At 53.1% G+C, this 17,560-nt stretch carries 16 protein-coding genes; 10 read left to right on the top strand and 6 right to left on the bottom strand.

Translation table 11 applies throughout. From position 1 onward, the window contains the following. Positions 1-28: 28 nt before the first annotated feature. The 6 genes from tnpC to RAE19_RS00555 are packed head-to-tail and all read left to right on the top strand — an operon-like array spanning position 29 to position 7,357. The gene (gene tnpC, locus RAE19_RS00575) at positions 29-1,630 is read left to right on the top strand and encodes an IS66 family transposase (protein WP_313872998.1); all 1,602 of its coding nucleotides are present in this window, start codon (positions 29-31) and stop codon (positions 1,628-1,630) included. A 29-nt stretch (positions 1,631-1,659) separates the two neighbouring features. After that, on the top strand, positions 1,660-1,719 hold the full coding sequence (locus tag RAE19_RS19395; RefSeq protein WP_430962558.1) for a hypothetical protein: 60 nt from the start codon (positions 1,660-1,662) through the stop codon (positions 1,717-1,719). A 2-nt stretch (positions 1,720-1,721) separates the two neighbouring features. Further along, on the top strand, positions 1,722-2,342 hold the full coding sequence (locus tag RAE19_RS00570; protein ID WP_313873090.1) for a Maf family protein: 621 nt from the start codon (positions 1,722-1,724) through the stop codon (positions 2,340-2,342). Beyond that, positions 2,324-3,799, top strand: a complete 1,476-nt coding sequence (gene rng / locus RAE19_RS00565; RefSeq protein WP_313873089.1) for a ribonuclease G — start codon at positions 2,324-2,326, stop codon at positions 3,797-3,799. The genes RAE19_RS00570 and rng overlap by 19 nt, the downstream gene beginning before the upstream one ends. A 9-nt stretch (positions 3,800-3,808) precedes the next feature. After that, positions 3,809-6,256, top strand: a complete 2,448-nt coding sequence (locus tag RAE19_RS00560) for a glycosyltransferase family 4 protein (protein WP_313873088.1) — start codon at positions 3,809-3,811, stop codon at positions 6,254-6,256. Positions 6,257-6,307: 51 nt separating this feature from the next. Then, the gene (locus RAE19_RS00555; protein WP_313873087.1) at positions 6,308-7,357 is read left to right on the top strand and encodes a hypothetical protein; all 1,050 of its coding nucleotides are present in this window, start codon (positions 6,308-6,310) and stop codon (positions 7,355-7,357) included. 19 nt (positions 7,358-7,376) lie between these two features. On the opposite strand, the gene RAE19_RS00550 is transcribed toward RAE19_RS00555, so the two are convergent. Then, on the bottom strand, positions 7,377-8,300 hold the full coding sequence (locus RAE19_RS00550) for a glycosyltransferase family 2 protein (RefSeq protein ID WP_313873086.1): 924 nt from the start codon (positions 8,298-8,300) through the stop codon (positions 7,377-7,379). Here RAE19_RS00550 and RAE19_RS00545 point away from each other — a divergent pair. Continuing rightward, positions 8,281-9,336 carry a glycosyltransferase family 10 domain-containing protein gene (locus tag RAE19_RS00545; RefSeq protein ID WP_313873085.1) on the top strand — a complete coding sequence of 352 codons (1,056 nt, stop codon included), beginning with the start codon at positions 8,281-8,283 and terminating at the stop codon, positions 9,334-9,336. The genes RAE19_RS00550 and RAE19_RS00545 overlap by 20 nt on opposite strands. Here the strand turns inward: RAE19_RS00545 and RAE19_RS00540 are convergent. Genes RAE19_RS00540 through RAE19_RS00520 form a run of 5 tightly spaced genes read right to left on the bottom strand, consistent with a single transcriptional unit; the run spans position 9,281 to position 14,774 of the window. Beyond that, positions 9,281-10,648, bottom strand: coding sequence for an O-antigen ligase family protein (locus tag RAE19_RS00540; RefSeq protein WP_313873084.1), 1,368 nt, complete (start codon positions 10,646-10,648; stop codon positions 9,281-9,283). The genes RAE19_RS00545 and RAE19_RS00540 overlap by 56 nt on opposite strands. Positions 10,649-10,656: 8 nt before the next feature. After that, positions 10,657-11,544, bottom strand: coding sequence for a DUF6492 family protein (locus RAE19_RS00535; RefSeq protein ID WP_313873083.1), 888 nt, complete (start codon positions 11,542-11,544; stop codon positions 10,657-10,659). Then, a complete protein-coding gene (locus RAE19_RS00530; RefSeq protein ID WP_313873082.1) occupies positions 11,541-12,257 on the bottom strand; it encodes a polysaccharide deacetylase family protein in 717 nt (238 codons plus the stop codon). Before RAE19_RS00530 ends, RAE19_RS00535 begins: the two co-directional genes overlap by 4 nt. Continuing rightward, the gene (gene msbA, locus RAE19_RS00525; protein ID WP_313873081.1) at positions 12,254-13,987 is read right to left on the bottom strand and encodes a lipid A export permease/ATP-binding protein MsbA; all 1,734 of its coding nucleotides are present in this window, start codon (positions 13,985-13,987) and stop codon (positions 12,254-12,256) included. Before msbA ends, RAE19_RS00530 begins: the two co-directional genes overlap by 4 nt. Next, positions 13,980-14,774 (bottom strand): glycosyltransferase family 2 protein, encoded by a 795-nt coding sequence (locus RAE19_RS00520; RefSeq protein ID WP_313873080.1) that lies wholly within the window; start codon positions 14,772-14,774, stop codon positions 13,980-13,982. The genes msbA and RAE19_RS00520 overlap by 8 nt, the downstream gene beginning before the upstream one ends. Positions 14,775-14,868: 94 nt before the next feature. Between RAE19_RS00520 and RAE19_RS00515 the strand changes: the two genes are divergently transcribed. From RAE19_RS00515 to pal, 3 genes are read left to right on the top strand one after another with little or no spacing between them, the layout of a single operon-like run. Then, on the top strand, positions 14,869-15,723 hold the full coding sequence (locus RAE19_RS00515; RefSeq protein WP_313873079.1) for a glycosyltransferase family 2 protein: 855 nt from the start codon (positions 14,869-14,871) through the stop codon (positions 15,721-15,723). A gap of 32 nt (positions 15,724-15,755) precedes the next feature. Further along, on the top strand, positions 15,756-16,991 hold the full coding sequence (tolB, locus tag RAE19_RS00510; RefSeq protein ID WP_313873078.1) for a Tol-Pal system beta propeller repeat protein TolB: 1,236 nt from the start codon (positions 15,756-15,758) through the stop codon (positions 16,989-16,991). A 25-nt stretch (positions 16,992-17,016) separates the two neighbouring features. Continuing rightward, a complete protein-coding gene (pal, locus tag RAE19_RS00505; RefSeq protein ID WP_313873077.1) occupies positions 17,017-17,559 on the top strand; it encodes a peptidoglycan-associated lipoprotein Pal in 543 nt (180 codons plus the stop codon). Position 17,560 lies beyond the last annotated feature (1 nt).

The raw sequence follows: 17,560 nt of genomic DNA, 5'->3' as shown, positions 1-17,560 counted from the left end.
TGTCCCTAAAGGCCGCAAGATAAGGCCCATGTCGATGCCCAATACCAGCACTCCCACATTTACCGTCGAAACGGTCATGGGGCTGTCGCCGCAGAGCATCGCGCAGACACTGCAAGCACAGGCCGCCAGCATCAGCGCGCTGGAGCAGCAGCTCGAATGGTTCAAACGCCAACTCTTTGGCAAGAAGAGCGAGCGCTTTGCACCCTTGCCCGATGCGCAGCAAATGCACCTGGGGCAACTCCTGGGCGACCTCCCTGCCACTGATGCGCCCGAAGCCGACTCCGACTCCAACACCATCCCTGCACACCAGCGACGCAAACCCCGCAGCAACTTTGCCGACGAGGGCACGCCCGCATCGTTCTTTGACGAAACCAAGGTGCCCGTGCACACCATCGAGCTGGCCAACCCCGAGACCAAAGACCTCTCGCCCGATCAGTACGAGGTTGTCAGCCAGAAGGTCAGCCACCGCTTGGCACAGCGCCCCGGTGCCTATGTGGTGCTGAAGTATGTGCGCTCTGTCATCAAGCGCCACGACACGCAAACCCTGCACTGTGCGGGCGCGCCAACAGGCATCATTGAGGGCAGCCGCGCTGACGTGAGCTTGCTCGCAGGCGTTGTTGTTGACAAGTTTGCCTGGCACATTCCGCTGTACCGGCAGCACCAGCGCCTGAGCCAAGCGGGCTTCAAACTCAGCCGGGCGTGGCTGACGCAACTGGCGCAAAAGACCATTTCCCTGCTGGAGCCGATTTACGACACGCAGCTCGAGTCGATCCGCAACAGCCGGGTCAAGGCAATGGACGAGACCCCCATCAAGGCCGGGCGCAGTGGGCCCGGCAAGATGAAGGCGGCCTACTTCTGGCCTGTGTACGGCGAACTCGATGAGGTGTGCTTTGCCTATTTCGAGTCGCGCCGCCACGAGCACGTACAGCAGGCATTGGGGCTGCCAGGGGCCACAGATGCCGTGTTGCTCACTGACGGCTATGAGGCCTATGCACGTTACGCTGCCAAGACCGGCATTACGCATGCCCAATGCTGGGCGCACTGCAGGCGTGGCTTCTTTGAAGCTCTAGGGGCCGAGCCACAGGCCGCTGGCCAGGCGCTGCAGCAAATTGGCGAGATTTACGCCCAGGAAGAAGCCATTCGTGAACGTGACCTCTACGGGGATGCCAAACGAGAGCACCGTCTAAGCCACAGCAAACCGCTGGTGCAGAACTTCTTTGAATGGGTGGATTTGCAGTTCGAGCGGCAAGGCTTCCTGCCCAGCAATCCGTTGACCAAGGCATTGGCCTATGCACGCGAGCGCCGCGCGCAACTGCAGGTGTTTCTGGGCGATGCGGATGTGGCCATGGATACGAACCATCTGGAACGCGCCTTGCGCGCGATACCAATGGGCAGGCGCAATTGGTTATTCTGCTGGACGGAGGTGGGCGCCAAGCGCGCGGGCATCATGCAGAGCCTGATCGTGACATGCCGTTTACATGACATTGACCCCTACACCTACCTGGTTGATGTCTTGCAACGCGTAGGCCACCACCCCGCCTCCAGAGTTTCAGAACTGACGCCTCGTCAATGGAAGCAGCACTTCGCCGAGAATCCATTGCGTTCACCATTACACGGTTTGGTAACGTAGGCAATAACGCCGGACAGTGACCGGTTACGATTGAGCAGCTCTACCGGGCCTGGTCGGTCAATGCCAATCACCCGTACCACAGGGAATGACCATGAGTGCCACCGATTTCATCTATCTCGCCTCCCAGAGTCCGCGTCGTCGCGAGTTGCTGACCCAGATTGGTGTCGCCCATGAGTTGCTGTTGCCCACCCCGGATGAAGATGCCGAGAGCCTGGAAGTGGTGCTTGAGGGCGATACGCCTGCAGCTTATGTACAGCGCGTGACTGCTCTTAAATTGATAGCGGCTCGCACACGCTTGGCGCGCGCTAGTGGCCAAAATCGCCCCATTCTTTGCGCGGATACGACTGTAGCCTTGGGTGACTCCATTCTCGGCAAGCCGGCAGATGCAGAAGATGCCAAGCGCATGTTGCGCGCCTTGGCAGGCGGAACCCACCTCGTGTTTACTGCAGTGGCGGTGGCATGGGGCGACAAGACCGTTCAGGCGTGCTCCGAATCGGTAGTCACTTTCTCTGCAATGAGCGAAGACGACATTACCGCTTACGTGGCGAGCGGCGAGCCCATGGGCAAAGCTGGCGCGTACGGTGTGCAGGGCAGGGCGGCCGCGTTCATTGCGCGCATTGAGGGCTCTTACTCTGGCATCATGGGCCTCCCTTTGTTTGAAACAGCGCAGGCCTTGCGCGAGGTGGGCTTTGCATGCAACAAGACATCCTGATCAATTGGTCCCCGCAAGAGACGCGGGTGGCCATCGTGGAACACGGTGCAGTGCAGGAACTGCATGTGGAGCGCACGCTGGAGCGCGGATTGGTGGGCAATGTGTACCTCGGCAAAGTGGCTAGGGTGTTGCCCGGCATGCAGTCGGCGTTTATCGACATTGGCCTAGAGCGCGCGGCCTTTTTGCATGTGGCCGATGTGTGGCATCCCCCGGCAGAGGGTGAGTCGCTGAGTGCCTCCCGCGCAGCACAGCCCCAGATTCCGATTGAGAAGCAGGTATTTGAGGGGCAGTCCCTCATGGTGCAGGTGATCAAGGACCCGATCGGCACCAAAGGTGCCCGCCTGTCCACGCAGATCAGTATTGCCGGCCGCCTGCTAGTTTTCCTGCCTCAAGACGACCACATTGGCGTGTCACAGAAAATTCCCACGGCCCAGCGTGATGAGCTGCGCAGCCGCATGCAGGCACTGGCAGGTAAAGAAGGTGGTGGCTTCATCTTGCGCACCAATGGCGAAGATGCGTCTGACAAAGAGCTGGGTGACGACATCGCCTACCTGCGCAAGGCATGGGCCCGGATCAAGGATGCATCGCTTCGTCTGCCGCCGCAAAGTTTGTTGCACCAGGATTTGAACCTGTTGCAGCGCGTGTTGCGTGACTTGGTGGGTGAAACGACGCAGACCATTCGTGTGGATTCCCGCGAACAGTTTGACGCGCTTAAGACTTTTGGCGCGGAGTTCATGCCCGCAGCAGCCGAGAAGTTGCAGCACTACAAGGGTGAGCGCCCCATCTTTGACTTGTATTCGATTGACGAGGAAATCGCCAAAGCACTGGCGCGTCGGGTGGAGCTCAAATCGGGCGGCTACCTGATCGTGGATCAGACCGAAGCACTCACCACGGTGGATGTGAACACCGGCGGCTTTGTCGGTGCGCGCAACTTTGACGACACCATCTTCAAAACCAACCTCGAGGCTTCTCAAGCGATTGCACGCCAACTGCGACTGCGCAATCTGGGCGGCATCATCATTGTCGACTTCATTGACATGGTGCGCGAGGATCATCGTGATGCCGTGTTGGCGGAATTCCGCAAGCAGCTGGGTCGTGATCGGGTGAAGACGATGGCGGGCGGATTCTCGCAGTTGGGTCTGGTCGAGATGACACGTAAACGCACCCGTGAATCCCTAGCTCACATGTTGTGTGAACCTTGCCCTACCTGTGAAGGCAAGGGCATCGTCAAAACGCCGCGCAGTGTGGCCTACGACATCTTGCGTGAAATCTTGAGGGAAGCCCGCCAGTTCACCCCCCGCGAATTCCGGGTCGTGGCGTCGCCCAAGGTGATTGAGCTCCTGTTGGACGAAGAAAGCCAGCACTTGGCAGGACTCTCTGAGTTCATCGGCAAACCGGTGTCGCTGCAGAGCGAAGCAGGCATGGCCCAGGAGCAATACGACATTGTGTTGCTGTGATGGTGGACTGTGACTGAGCGTTTGCGTATCGCGGTGCTGAGCCGCAATTTCTCGGTAACCGGGGGTGGGGCAGAACGTTACTCCATATCGGTGGTAGAGCAACTCGCGCAAGTGCATGAAGTGCATGTGTTTGCGCAGACCATTTCGCATGATTGCCCCGACGTGACCTATCACCAGGTGCCCATGCCGGTGGAGCGCCCCCGCTGGATCAACCAACTCTACTTCGCCTGGAAAACCTGGCGGGCTACACGAAGTGGCTTCGATATCGTTCACTCTCACGAAAACACCTGGCACGGGAATGTGCAGACTGTGCATGTGTTGCCGGTTAAGCACACCCTGTTTGCCGGGAAACAAGGCTTTGGCTTGGCTCTGCGCTGGTTGAAAGTGGTGACCAGCCCACGCTTACTAGCCTATCTGTGGCTGGAAGAGCGGCGCTTTGCATTTGCGTACAAGAAGAAAGTGGTCTGCGCTTCCACCACATTGAAAGAGGTGGTGGAGCGAGCATTTCCTGATTCACGCGGAATGCTGGAGGTCATTACGCCAGGCGTGGATGCAGTGCCAGGGCCGGCCACTGCAGCGGTAAAAGCCGAAGCGCGACGCGCCTTGGAGTTGCCAGATGATGTTCCGGTGCTCCTTTTTGTCGGCAATGACTTCAGCAAAAAGGGGCTCAAAACCCTTTTGGATGCGTTGGCTACGCTTGATAGGACGGTGCAGCTATTGGTGATCGGCCGCTCGGAGCGCACCGGCGACTATCAGCAACAAGCCACAGCGCTGGGCGTGCAGTCTCGGGTGCACTTTAGGGGCAGCTTGAGAGATATGTCTGTGGCCTATAGCGCTGCGGACATGTTGGTGCATCCTACCTTGGAAGACTCTTACGGCATGGTCGTGTTGGAGGCTATGGCGCATGGTTTGCCGGTGGTGGTGAGCGACGCACCATTCAGCGGAATCGCCAAGGATTTGACGCAGGGTTTGAACGCCATCTTGCTGTCAACACCGACCGATGCCATAGACCTTGCTTCAAAGATACAGGCTCTTTTGGGTGATAGAGAGAAGGCCACTGCACTGGCTACTTGTGGGGTGAACTTCGCTACTGCAAACTCTTGGACCGAGGCCGGGCGGCGCTACCGCACGCTTTTTGCCGGTGTGACGCGTCGGTACCGCCAGCGCTGGTTGGTGCTCTCCCATGCCTTCAATATGGACGGTCGTGCTGCAAGTCAAACGATTACTGATAAGTTACCGCACCTAGAGGCTGCAGGCATAGAGCTGGTGGTGCTAAGCGGTGTGTCGGGTAGCCGTGATCGTCACTACGAGCATTACCAACTCTGGCCAGCAGGGCCGGCAGGAATTCGCTTTGAGTTGCGTCACGTCTTACGCAAGCATCTAGGTTCTCCGCTGATGTACCGGCTGGTGATGTTGCTGCTCTCGCTGCCTTTGTTGCCTTTCATGTTGGTCGAAAAGGTTCTACGTCCGGTGGAGAGCTCTTGGTCTTGGTGGCTATCAGCCTATGTGAAGGGCTGGCTGTTGGCTCGTGACCGGAAGTTCGATCTGATTTATTCGACGGGCGGTGCGTTTGCAGCCCATTTGGCCGGTAACGCCCTAAAGCGAACGCTGGGCGTGCGCTGGCTGGCTGAGGTGCACGATCCATTGGTCATGCCGGGCAGTGAGCCTGTGAGCAAGCAAGAGTTGATGCAAGCTGAGGTTGAGCGCATTATTTGCACCCACGCGGATGTGGCGATCTGGTTCACCGATCAGGCATTGGCAAGTGCTAGGTGCCGTCACCCCCAATTGGGTGAGCGCGGCAAGATGATGTTGCCGGGGATTGATGCGCCATTCAAAGTAATGCCTCCGTATGTGCCGGGCCCGAAGATGGTGATCGGGCATTTCGGCTCCCTGTCTGCGACCCGTAACCTCAGCCCCATCATCTGCGCGTTAGAAACCTTGGTGTCCGAGAGCCCCGAGTTGAGAGAGCAGATTGAGCTGCAACTCACTGGTGGGCCACTGGATGAGGTGTCTGAAGCGGCCCTACACAAATCGCCGATCAGAGATATCGTGCGACACCTTGGGCGGATCGAGGCCGACCCGGTCACTGGTCTCTCTGGGCGGGAGCAAATTTTGCGCCGCATGCGCAATACGGATGTATTGCTGTTATTGCATGGTACAGAGCCTATTTGTGCCGAGTACATTCCGTCCAAACTGTACGAGTATCTTTGGATGCAGCGGCCGATTTTGGCGACTGTGTATGGCAATCCTCAGATGTCCGAGTTAATTGTGTGCGCGGGCCAACGTGCTGTCGAGGCTGTACCCGATGCTCCGGCCTCTTGGGATCTGGCGGAATCGGTTCGAGAATTATTGGTTCGATGGTTAGAGTTCACGTTATCGGATAACGGGTTTCAAAGTCCTTACACCACCAATGCAGCTGTTGCAGCAATGATTGGCTGGACTAATGCGCAAAGATAAAGCTGCGATGTTGTTTAGTGCACCATGTTTTTGTACGCTGAGGGTTGAACTATGAGTGAGTTAGGGCGTTATCTAGTCGACTATGAGAATCCAGACGCAGGTATTGGTCACTCACTCGGACATGTGAACAATGCGGTGAAAATATGCCTGCGTCATGGGCTTACCTTTGCTTATTCGGACTCTCAAGTCCGGAAATCAAGCAGCACCCAGTGGGCATGGCGGATAAAGCAGTGGATACGTCGAATGACATTTAGGCAAGTCTACGAAACACATAATATTGGCGACGATATCAATGCGCTGTTTGGATTTTCCACGCACACCAAAAATCGCAGTGAGATTGAGCTACTTTTGCGTAATAGAAAGCTGAGGCTCGTTCTGCTTCCAGCAACAGCGATTAGTATCCCTTCCAATTGTCAAGACGACGACGAAGCCTATCGCACTGTTGATGAAGCGGTGAGAGCCAACCCAGAGGATGGCATTGTTTTTCGTCTACCTGAGAAACGAACAGGTGATTTTGAATATGAAGCCACCAGAGCTTGGTTCAAACGCTGCTATGACGCAGCAGGGCAAAGCGGCTTCCCAGAGCAATATGCCCCCCAGCTATCGGATGCCCTGAAGGTCGCAGTTCACGTTCGAAGAGGTGACCTGCTGCCTGGTCGGCAATTCGCAGATCTCTCAAAACGTATGCTGCCTGATGCGTGGTACCTTCAAATTTTGACGACTATATTGCAATCCAGTGGCAATAGAGCTCTCTCCGTCTATGTGGTGAGTGAAGGTCTGAACGGTGGCTACTGTTCTGAAAATGGCGTTCCAGTGAATTGGCATGAATTGTTGCCGCCTGAACGATGCAAGGTTATTGAGTTGATTGATAGTCCGTTCATTGAGTCCTTCCGGGTGTTGACCGGAGCAGATATCCTTGTGGGCTCTAAAAGCGGTATGACGCATTTAGCCGGAATACTCGGCGGACAAACTAAATTTGTTCCCTCAATGTGGCATTCTTATCGCGGGGCTGATAGTGTGCTTGAGCTGGGCGATGCTCTTGTGCAGGAAGATCTCCAAGAGATAGCCCGCTTAACCTCGGCCTTATGTCTTTTGAATTAGTCCTTCATGAGCCTGTGGCTCAGGATTTCTTGTAGCGACCTCGTAGAGTCGCCCATAAAGCGATTACCAGACGTTCTATACGTAGTAGGGGCGTTAGCCAGCCGTTACTGCGATACTGAAATTCTGCATATAGCTCGTAGTTAGCACTAAACGAGATGCCGGGTATTTTTTGGTTAATCATTTTCATGAAGACTATTGCGTCTTCCCATCGCTGCTTAACCGGCATGGAGTGAGGGACTAAGCTGTTGCCCGTGACAGCCTGTACATATTTGGCTTGGATCGCCTTGAATGAGTTGTTGGCAGTCTCTCTTTTAACAATACTAATTTGGCCAGGGTGCAAACGGTACGTCAACAAGGGGCTTGTGATATTTTTAAACCGCCCGCCTTGTGAGGCAATATCACACCATAGACCATAGTCTTCAGCATGTGGGTAGCTCGGGTCGTAGCGGTGTTGGCGAAGTAGTTCAGTGGCCACACTCGTGCTCGGATTGCAGAGCGGGCAGTAGATGGTCAGCAAAGCCCTGATATCGCTGTCCGAAAACGCAGATCGTCGGGAGCGACGCCTTCCACTTTTTGTATCCAGAGTGATGTGGAAAGAACCGCACACATCAGCCTCTCCCGAATCCATTGCCTGGAGTTGCTCTTCCAGTCTTCGGGGGTGAGCAATGTCATCCGCGTCCATGATGGCGGTGTAGCGGCCTTTCGCGGCATCAAACCCGGTTGTTCTTGCAAAGATCAAACCTTGATTTGTATCTAGAGGAATAACGCGTATGCGTGGATCCGTCAGGGCATTCAAATAGGCAAGAGTTCCGTCTTGGGACCCATCGTCCACGATAATCAGCTCAAAATCGTGGAATGTCTGTTGGAGCAAGCTCTGAATGCATTCATCAAGATAAGGTTGAGCGTTATAGGTGCAAAGCACGATGGAAAAAACAGGCGACATAACAGTGAAAAAACGTAAAGTGCTATTCGTCGATGAGTCTGGTGGCGCGTGGCCCTGGAGCAGGCAGATGCAAGAAGTCGGTGACTCGTGGGGACAGACCGACTATTCTTTTGGCACCGATTGTACGGGGGGGTATGACTGGTTGGTGGTCTATTCAGCATGGCCAGATATGCCACTTGTGACTTCCGTGCCTTTGCATCGTCGCATCTTTGTGGCAGGTGAACCTGAGAGTTTTCACCGCTATCAACCGCGATTCCTTGAACAATTCGGTACGGTGATTACCACCCAGAGCAACACAAAACACCCTGGAGCCATTCTGATGCAACCAGGCATTAATTGGTTCGCGGGTGTCAAGTTCGTTGACGGGATTGAGCGCTTTCGCGCGGAGTTGGATTTCTCTTCGCTAGAAAAACAAAGTCCAGTAAAAACAAAGCTGTGCTCTGTGATTTGCTCAAACAATGCGGTGACAAGCGGTCACCGACAGAGAATCAAGTTTGTCGAGCAGTTAAAGGAGGAGTTCGGGGATCAGATTGATTACTTCGGACGAGGTAGTCGAACCATGGCCGACAAAGACGAGGCCTTAGCCGAGTATCGTTTTCACATAGCCCTCGAAAACTCCATTCACCACAACTATTGGACAGAAAAGCTAGCAGATCCGTTTCTGAGAGATTGTTTCCCGATTTATAGCGGTTGTATCAACGTGGCCGATTATTTTCCGAAAGGGAGCTATGTCCGCATCGATATTGATCGCCCACGTGAGGCATTCAAGACAATTCAAGAGGTCTTACGAAGCGACTTTGATCAAAAGAGTATGGAAGTGCGTCAAGAGGCTAAGCGTCGTGTAATGTATGAATACAATATTTTTTCTGAATTGGAAAAGCTATATCAGACTTTAGAACTATCGGAGAACGCGCGAATGCTTGATAACTCGTGCCCTCAAACTCGGCTCTATTCAGATCATGAGGCCAAAGACTTTAAACTCAGCCGACGTTTTCGCCAGTGGGCCCGCGGCTGTTTTGGAGCGTCAAGCCGCTGAACAATGCCGTTAAGAAAAACAAAAGCTCAATAAAATGGCCAGTACATACTTCGGTGGTAAGATAACTTACTCCGATCAAGGGAATTGTCCAAACTGCGTATACTCCCCAAAAGTCTGTCCTGTTTCTTGCTCTTACATAGCTTGCAATCAGAGGAATACAAACCATTAACAGCCCTGGTATTCCGAAACCCAAACCGAAGTCCAGCCATCCACTGTGTGTTGAGCCTCTATTGTTACCGTCAGGTTTGTGAAAGTCACTCCACTTTTGGATGGCCAGGGCCCCAAATGAGTGGTTAATGAGCCCGTAGCCTAGGGGATGATCAATCAGAAGTTCGAGCCCAGCTCGTGCCCACGCCACTCTTTCATAGGTACTGCCGTTCACAGCTATTCCGTTCCCATTGATTGGGAGTGGCGAGGTCTTATCTTTCCAGTTGTCATGCTCTTCAATTTTGACGCTGGTCTTGTAATCAGCTACTAAATTTGACCAAGCAGGATTGGTATCGAGGTGCTTGTATATGACGTAACCAAATATCAATACACTTACCAAAGTAACCCCGCCCAACTTAGGGAGAGAAACTTTAACTCGTGCCAGATTCTTGAGGGCCGCAAAGAAAGCAACACCGAGCAGCAAGGCAAACATCGCGAAACCGTTTTTTGTGTTTGCGAAATAAAACATCAGTAGAGTTGCTAGTAACCCCATAAAGCTATACAGATACCAGGCTTGCCGCTCCTTGCCTTGTAGCGCATCCAGTGCTTTGATGAGCATGACGGGAATTAAAAGCCCACCAAAAATGACCAATGGTGTTTTGCCAAGATAGGGCGTCATGTAAAAATCCGAATGGATCCACTGACCCGTCTGAAAGACTTCAAAAATATATCGGACGCAAAATATGCTGGTCGTACCAGCTAAGCCCCATATCAGCACCGGCTCCTGCATCTTCTGTAACTTCGGAGAGAGGTGTATCTTAGGGGCACTGAGCACGATGCCAAGAGCGAGGCCTGTTACCGAAGCCAAGAAATTTCTTAGCCAGTCTCCCGTTAGTTCTTTCCATTGCTCGGACAAGTGATTACTCGGTATCAGCAAGTGAAATAAGAGCCATATGAAAAAAGAAAAGAAAAAGTAAATCGGCCAAGCTTGGCGTGAATTGAAAAAATGACGATTTGGCAGTAATATGAATGCTGCAGCAGTAAAACCCGTAAGCAGCATTAAATGACGAGCCCCCATAGTATTCGGCAAGGGCCAAATTGCTAAAAGAATAGCTGCCGAAAGAACTAATACTGTCCCTGATTTCTTTGTGGTGATCATAGTCATGATGCGGTTTACGTGCGTCCCAGTGATCGCCTTAAACGACGGCCAAGTCTGGATGCCAGATTTCCCCCTTCGCTTGGCCAATCCATTTCCCGTTCCCAAGCGGACTGGTAAGTTACTCCACAATAAAATTGAGCCAGATCTTCTTCTACCAAGCCTTCAGCACGATCTCTCCGCAGCTGCCAAGCATAGGCGTACATCTTAAAGAACGGCTGTGAAGGTAAAAGCTTGATCGCCCCATACTTGAGTAGTGCCTCACCATACCAACGCATTTCAATTGGATGCTCCACGATGAGCTGAGCAAAACTTGTATCGCGCGGTTTGATAAAACTCTCGTCGAGACTCATCCAGACATCACGATGCCAAACAGGGCAATTGGGCCCAAAGTTGTAATGCTTGCCAGTTCTTTCAAAAGCCTGCTGAACTTGAAAAGACTCTTTATAAAAGTTATCAATGACTTTTTGCTTGCGCAAGGATACAGCGGGTAGAAGTATCTCGCGACATTCGTCGACTACCGTATATGGGGTACCTGAAGTGTCCAGAAATTCACTCAGATGGAATGGTCTGATGAATTGACAATCCGAGTCCAAACACAAATAGGCTTCTGCAAATCCTAGGCGCCAAAACTCTGATTTAATAATTTGTTGTGACAGATGCCCTGGGATGGCATTCACCTTGTCTAGGCTGTGCACTGGATTGCTCAGGATTATCTCCTCGTCAGTGATGAGTTTGACACTCAAACCAGAGAGGTATTCCCTAAATATAGGCAGGTCTGCTTGCGGGCAAGAAATATAAAATGGAATTGTATCTACGTTATATTTCTCCACTGTCAGCGCCAAACGCTTTGCACGCTTGACATCGACTCGGTAACTCTTGCAGTAGAGCGCAAATGTAATCACGAGCGGCGGTCCTCGTACGATGTGGCGAGTTTCATAAGAAACTGCAGGGGATTGGTGGCTCTCGCGACCATGATTCGCTTGAGCGCATAAGGATTGTCCCCCGCTTGAACACGACCACGACGCGTGCTCGTAGCCGATATATAGCCAGCCTCTCGCACCATTTTTTCGTGCTCTGGTTGGAACCAGCCGTAGGGATAGCAGAAATGTCTCACTTCCGCTCCTAACATTTGCTCCAATTCCAATTTGGATTGCGTAATTTGTTTACGCGCATCATCTTGTGTAAGCTCCGTTAGCTTGGCATGGTCTTGCGTGTGCGAGCCTACATCCATGCCTGCCGCATGCCATGAACGCCAATCTTGTTGAGTCATGAGAGGTTTTTCAGCAACCTTCCCAGAGTCCCATGAATTAGTACCGCCAATCATGCGACTCACGCCGTAGCATGTTCCCGTGAAACCATTGGCTTTTAAAATGGGTAAAGCGTAGGTCAGATTATTTTGGTATCCATCGTCAAAGGTTATCCCGACCACTTTGCCCTTTTTCTCACCTCGTAAATAGGGCTCTAGGTCCCGCATGGAAAGGCCGGTGTATCCCATCAAACGCAGCATCTTCATTTGCCAATTAAATGAGGAGGGTGCCACGATCAACCCTCGCAACATAGTTCCGCGAGGGGGAGGCGCATCGATTTGGTGATACATCAAAATAGGTATCTTCATGTTTGCAACCTCTGGAGACTGGCGTAATAACCGTTCGCTTGCACTAGGCTGGAGTGATTGCCGCGTTCCACAATACGCCCTTGATCCATCACAAGAATCAAATCAGCACCTTCAATCGTGCTCAGTCTGTGCGCAACCACCAATGTCGTTTTGTTGAGCATTAGTGACGCCAAGGCCTCTTGGACCATTCGTTCTGATTCCGTGTCCAGCGCTGATGTCGCCTCGTCAAGAATAAGTATGGGCGCATTCTTTAAGAGCGCGCGTGCAATCGCAATCCGCTGCCGCTGTCCGCCTGAAAGTGTTGCTCCGTTTTCTCCTACGGGAGTATCCAACCCATTGGGAAGTTTTGAAATAAATTCCCAGGCATGTGCAGCCATCGCTGCATCACGCACTTGCGCATCACTAGCCTCAGATGACTCTCCAAAGCTAATATTGGCTCGCATCGTGTCATTGAGTAAGACGATATCTTGGCTAACCAAGGCAATATGCTTTCGCAGATTCGGCAAGGTTAAATTTGCTATGTCGACTCCGTCGATAGTGATTCGACCTGATGTTGGACTGAAAAAGCGCGGAATCAAAGCAGCTAGCGAGCTCTTTCCTCCTCCAGAGGCTCCAACCAATGCGACAGTCTGGCCCGACTTCGCGGTGAAGCTGATATTTTCTAGTGCATTTCTCTCGCTCCCCGGGTACTGAAAGCTCACATTCTCGAACGCCAATTCGCCTTTGGCGGCGGTAAGCGATTGCTTTCCAGAGTCGGGTTCTGGTTCCGCATCAAGGACTCCGAACACGCTTTCACACGCGGCAAGGCCTCGTTGCAAGATGGGGCTGATGGTTGTGAGTTGCTTGATAGGTGAAATCAATAACAACATCGCGGTGATAAATGAGACAAAGCCACCCGCTGAATCCCCTGCCTGCCCCATAGACCGGCTAAGCGCCATGAAAATGATGAAAGCTATGGCGAACGACGCGGCGATATGGGTAATAGGTGTCAGAGCAGATGCCGGCACAGCTTCGCGCATCATGCTCCGCCGGAAGCTTTCGGTGACACGATGGAATCTGGCTCTTTGCTGCTCTTGCCCGCCGTACACCTTGATTACTCTGTTGGCAGCAGTTGTTTCTTCTACGGTGTGGGCGATCGCACGTAAGGACTCTAAACTGGCCTTGCTCGCTTTCCTGATGCGCTTTCCAAAGCTTTGAATGAGGATCGCGATGATGGGGCCTACCGTCAATGTAACCAGAGTGAGCCTCCAGTCTAAGTAAAGCAGGTAGCTGAGAAGCGCAATGGCGGTTAACGACTCTCTCAATGCAGTCACCAAAACATTGGTTGCCGCTTGGTTGATGTTGTCCACGTCGTAAAGCAAACGCGATATCCAGCGAGACGCAGGCTCAGACTGGAAAACCTGTGTTGGCGCACTCAAAAGCTTGTCAAACATGGCGCGTCGCAGGTCGACAACCAAACGCGTCGAAACCCACGTCATCAGGTAGTTTGTAACAAAAGACAAAAGGCCACGTACGACAAACAGCAGCACAATACTCGCAGGAATAAGCCACACCATTTTTTTGTCTGCCGTTTGAAACCCTGAGTCCAGCAGGTATTTCATGATGGCGGGGAACATTGGCTCAGTTGCCGCAGTGCACACCATGCAAGCTACAGCGATCGAAAAGGCTTTCCAGTAGGGCTTCAGAAAGCCCATCAGCCGGATGTAGAGCGCCCGGTCTTCCTTATTCATTGCTAGTCCGATCGTTTGCCGCAGGTGCCTTCCAACGTTCGCCTTGCTGAAGTTCAATCGCTTTCACGTACCTAAAGAATGTGCCCTCAAAATTGCCAAGCGCAATGACGAAACCCGCCCACCCATCCAGAAAGCCCTTTTTAAAGAAGTAGTGCTTTACGAATGCCCAAATTCCATGACTCAGTGCCGTAAACATGGTGATCTTCTTGTGCTTGATCTTCTCAGCACCCAGGCTTGAATATCGGTTGGCTTTGTGCATCACCTCCGCCATGTTCTTGAACGGGAACTGCCAAATCTCTTGCACCATATGTCCAATGGGCTTATTTGAATGAAGCACATAGCCTTCATGAACCGGCTTCATGTCGTAACTCATAGTTCCTCGACGGAACAACTGTGGCTGTCGGTAATTGGGATACCAGCCCGAGTGTTTGATCCACTTTCCCATAAAGTAATTGCGGCGGGGCGTGTGATAAACGTCGAGCGCTTGGGGGCTATTGATGAGTGTTTGAATTTCTTGGGCGGCTTGTGGTGTGCAACGCTCATCAGCATCCAGGCTGAAAATCCAGTCCTTGGTACACGCTGCAATAGCTTGGTTACGCAGGTGACCAAATCCCTTGAATTCGACTTGGACCACCCTCGCGCCCAGACTCTGGGCCAACTCGGCGGTACCGTCGGTACTATTTGAGTCCACTAGGATGACCTCATCTGCCCAAGAAACACTCTCTATCGCTGGTTGCACTTTCGCCACTTCGTTGTAGGCAATGATGTAGACGGAGATGGTCGGCATGGGGTGATAACATCCAAAAGGTTCGGCCCTCTCCTGAGCATCGACATGCTGTCTTTTTGCGGCTGTGCAAGAGGGCGGCCTAGTCTAGTCGAAAATGTCCTGCGCAGACCTTATCTCTATCGTCATCACCACCTACAACCGGAGCGACGCGCTCGCCTGTGTTGTTGGCGCTCTAGAGCATCAGTTTGATAAAAACTTTGAAGTGATCATCGCCGACGATGGATCAACTCCCAGCCATCAAGCGCGAATCCATGAGCTGCAAGCAAGCGCGTCTTTCCCTTTGACCCATGTGTGGCACCCTGATGTGGGCTTCACAGCTGCCCAGGCCCGGAACTTGGGTGTCGCAGTCTCGTCGGGCAGCTACCTGATACTTCTCGACGGGGACTGCGTGCCCGAATTGGATTTCGTCGCCCGGCACCGGTCTCTTGCGCAAAAGAATTGCTTTGTAAATGGAAGCAGGGTTCTGTTAAGCGAGGCGTTCACGCGCAAGGTTCTGACCAGTGAAGCCACAGTGATCGACCAGTCTTGGCCTGTTTGGATGGGGCGGCGTGTCCGGGGTGAGAGCAGCAAGCTAGGCGCCAAACTCCGCTTACCGGATTTCTCATCGAGACTCCAGCGTTCGTTCAAGTGGAAAGCAATTCGCAGTTGCAACATGGCACTATTTACGTCTGACTACATTGCGGTCAACGGCTTTGATGAAACATTTGTCGGGTGGGGTCACGAAGACGCCGATTTCGTCCTTCGTCTCCATAATGCTGGCCTGTGCCGCAAAAACGGCTTCTGGTCGACAGAGGTCTATCACCTATGGCATAGAGAGAGCAGTCGGGACATGGAAAACGTGAATGCCCGCTTGGTTCGGGAACGAATTTCAACAAAACAAGTCAAAGCATCCATTGGTTACCAAGAGAGCCTAGGCGCCTCTGAAGTCCTTGTGACACAGCAACGATAATCTATCTAATGAAAAATTTTTTGGTTTCTTGTATGTGGGGTTTGCTGGCTTTGCAAGCGCAAGCCCAATTTAGAGTTGAAGTATCCGGAGTTGGTCTTACTCAGATACCCGTTGCGATTTCCGGTTTCCGGGGTGACGATCAGTCGCCCCAGAAGATTGCGGCCATTGTTCAGGCCGACCTGGAGCGCAGCGGGCAATTCAAACCGCTCGATACAGCACCCGGGCTGGATGAGACTGCAAGACCTGATCTGTCCGCCATCCGTCTGCGAGGCGCTGATGCGTTAATCGCCGGAAGCGTCTCCCGATTGGCCGACGGCCGGTACGACGTGAGGTTCAGGCTGTGGGACACGGTTCGGAATCAGGATCTCGGTGGCCAGAGTCATGCAGTCCCCGCGGGAGATCTGCGACTGACAGCCCACCGGATTGCCGACTTTGTTTACGAGCGGCTCACAGGTGATAAAGGGATTTTTTCCACACGACTAACGTACGTAACCAAAGCTGGGTCTAACTATCGCCTGTGGGTTGCTGATGCCGACGGAGAGAATGCGCAAGCTGCATTCAGTAGCCCAGAGCCAATCATTTCCCCGGCTTGGGCGCCTAATGGAAATCAACTCGCCTATGTTTCGTTCGAAGCCCGGAAGCCAGTGGTTTACGTACAAGATATAGATTCCGGCAAACGCAGGTTGGTTGCGAGCTTCAAGGGCTCCAACAGTGCACCGGCATGGGCTCCTGATGGGAGCTCCATCGCATTGACGCTTAGTCGTGACGGTGGCTCGCAGCTTTTCGTTATGGATGCCCGCGGTGGAGAGCCACGCCGCCTGATGCAGTCTTCGGCCATCGATACAGAGCCGGTTTACTCCCCGGATGGCAAAAGCATTTATTTCGTCAGCGACCGTGGCGGTGCTCCGCAAATTTATCGGGTGGGTGTGACCGGCGGCAATGCCGAGCGGATTACTTTCTCCGGCAACTACAACATCTCGCCGGCGGTGAGTCCTGATGGGAAGTGGCTTGCCTATATTTCGCGGGTGAGCGGTGCCTTCAAGCTGCACGTCATGGACCTTTCGTCCGGCACCGCAGTGGCCATCACCGATACGACCGCCGACGAGAGTCCCAGCTTTTCGCCTAACAGCAGGATGGTGATTTACGCCACCCTGATGCAAGGAAAAGAGGCCTTGATGACAGCGTCCTTGGACGGCCGTATCAAGGCTCGACTTGCCGGTCAATCCGGTGACATACGGGAGCCCGATTGGGGTCCTGCACAGAAATAAACATTAATTTACTTGGAGAGAGCAGATGAAGAAGTTTGTATTGGTAGTTTCCGTGGCAGCAGTTTTGAGTGCCTGCGGTTCGTCCGTGAAGTTGGATAACGTTCCCGTGGAAGACAAAAGCGGTCAGGCGGTTAACGCGGGTGGCATGGCTGGACAAGCCGGCGATGGCTCTGGTGTGTCAAAGAGCGCAGTTGCCAGTGTTGAGCTCGACAAATCCAAACAAGACCCGGCCTTGAGCGCAGCGCAAAGAACCGTCTACTTTGACTATGACAGCTTCGTGATCCGCGCTGAATTTCAATCCACATTGGAATCACACGCTCGCTATTTGAAAGCAGATAAGTCACGCAAAGTGAACCTGGAAGGCCATACCGATGAGCGTGGTGGACGTGAATACAACCTCGCATTGGGCCAAAAGCGGGCGGACGCAGTGCGCAAAGCGCTGTCCCTGCTGGGCGTTGCGGAATCCCAGATGGAATCTGTCAGTTTCGGCAAAGAGAAACCTGCTGTGACCGGCAATACAGAGGCTGCTCTCGAGAAGAACCGCCGCGCTGAATTCAGCTACCGTTAAT

The organism is Rhodoferax potami, assembly GCF_032193805.1.
Classification (GTDB): domain Bacteria; phylum Pseudomonadota; class Gammaproteobacteria; order Burkholderiales; family Burkholderiaceae_C; genus Allorhodoferax; species Allorhodoferax potami_A.
The sequence above is the reverse complement of the archived record's forward strand: the minus strand, read 5'-3'. Positions and strand labels throughout refer to the sequence as shown.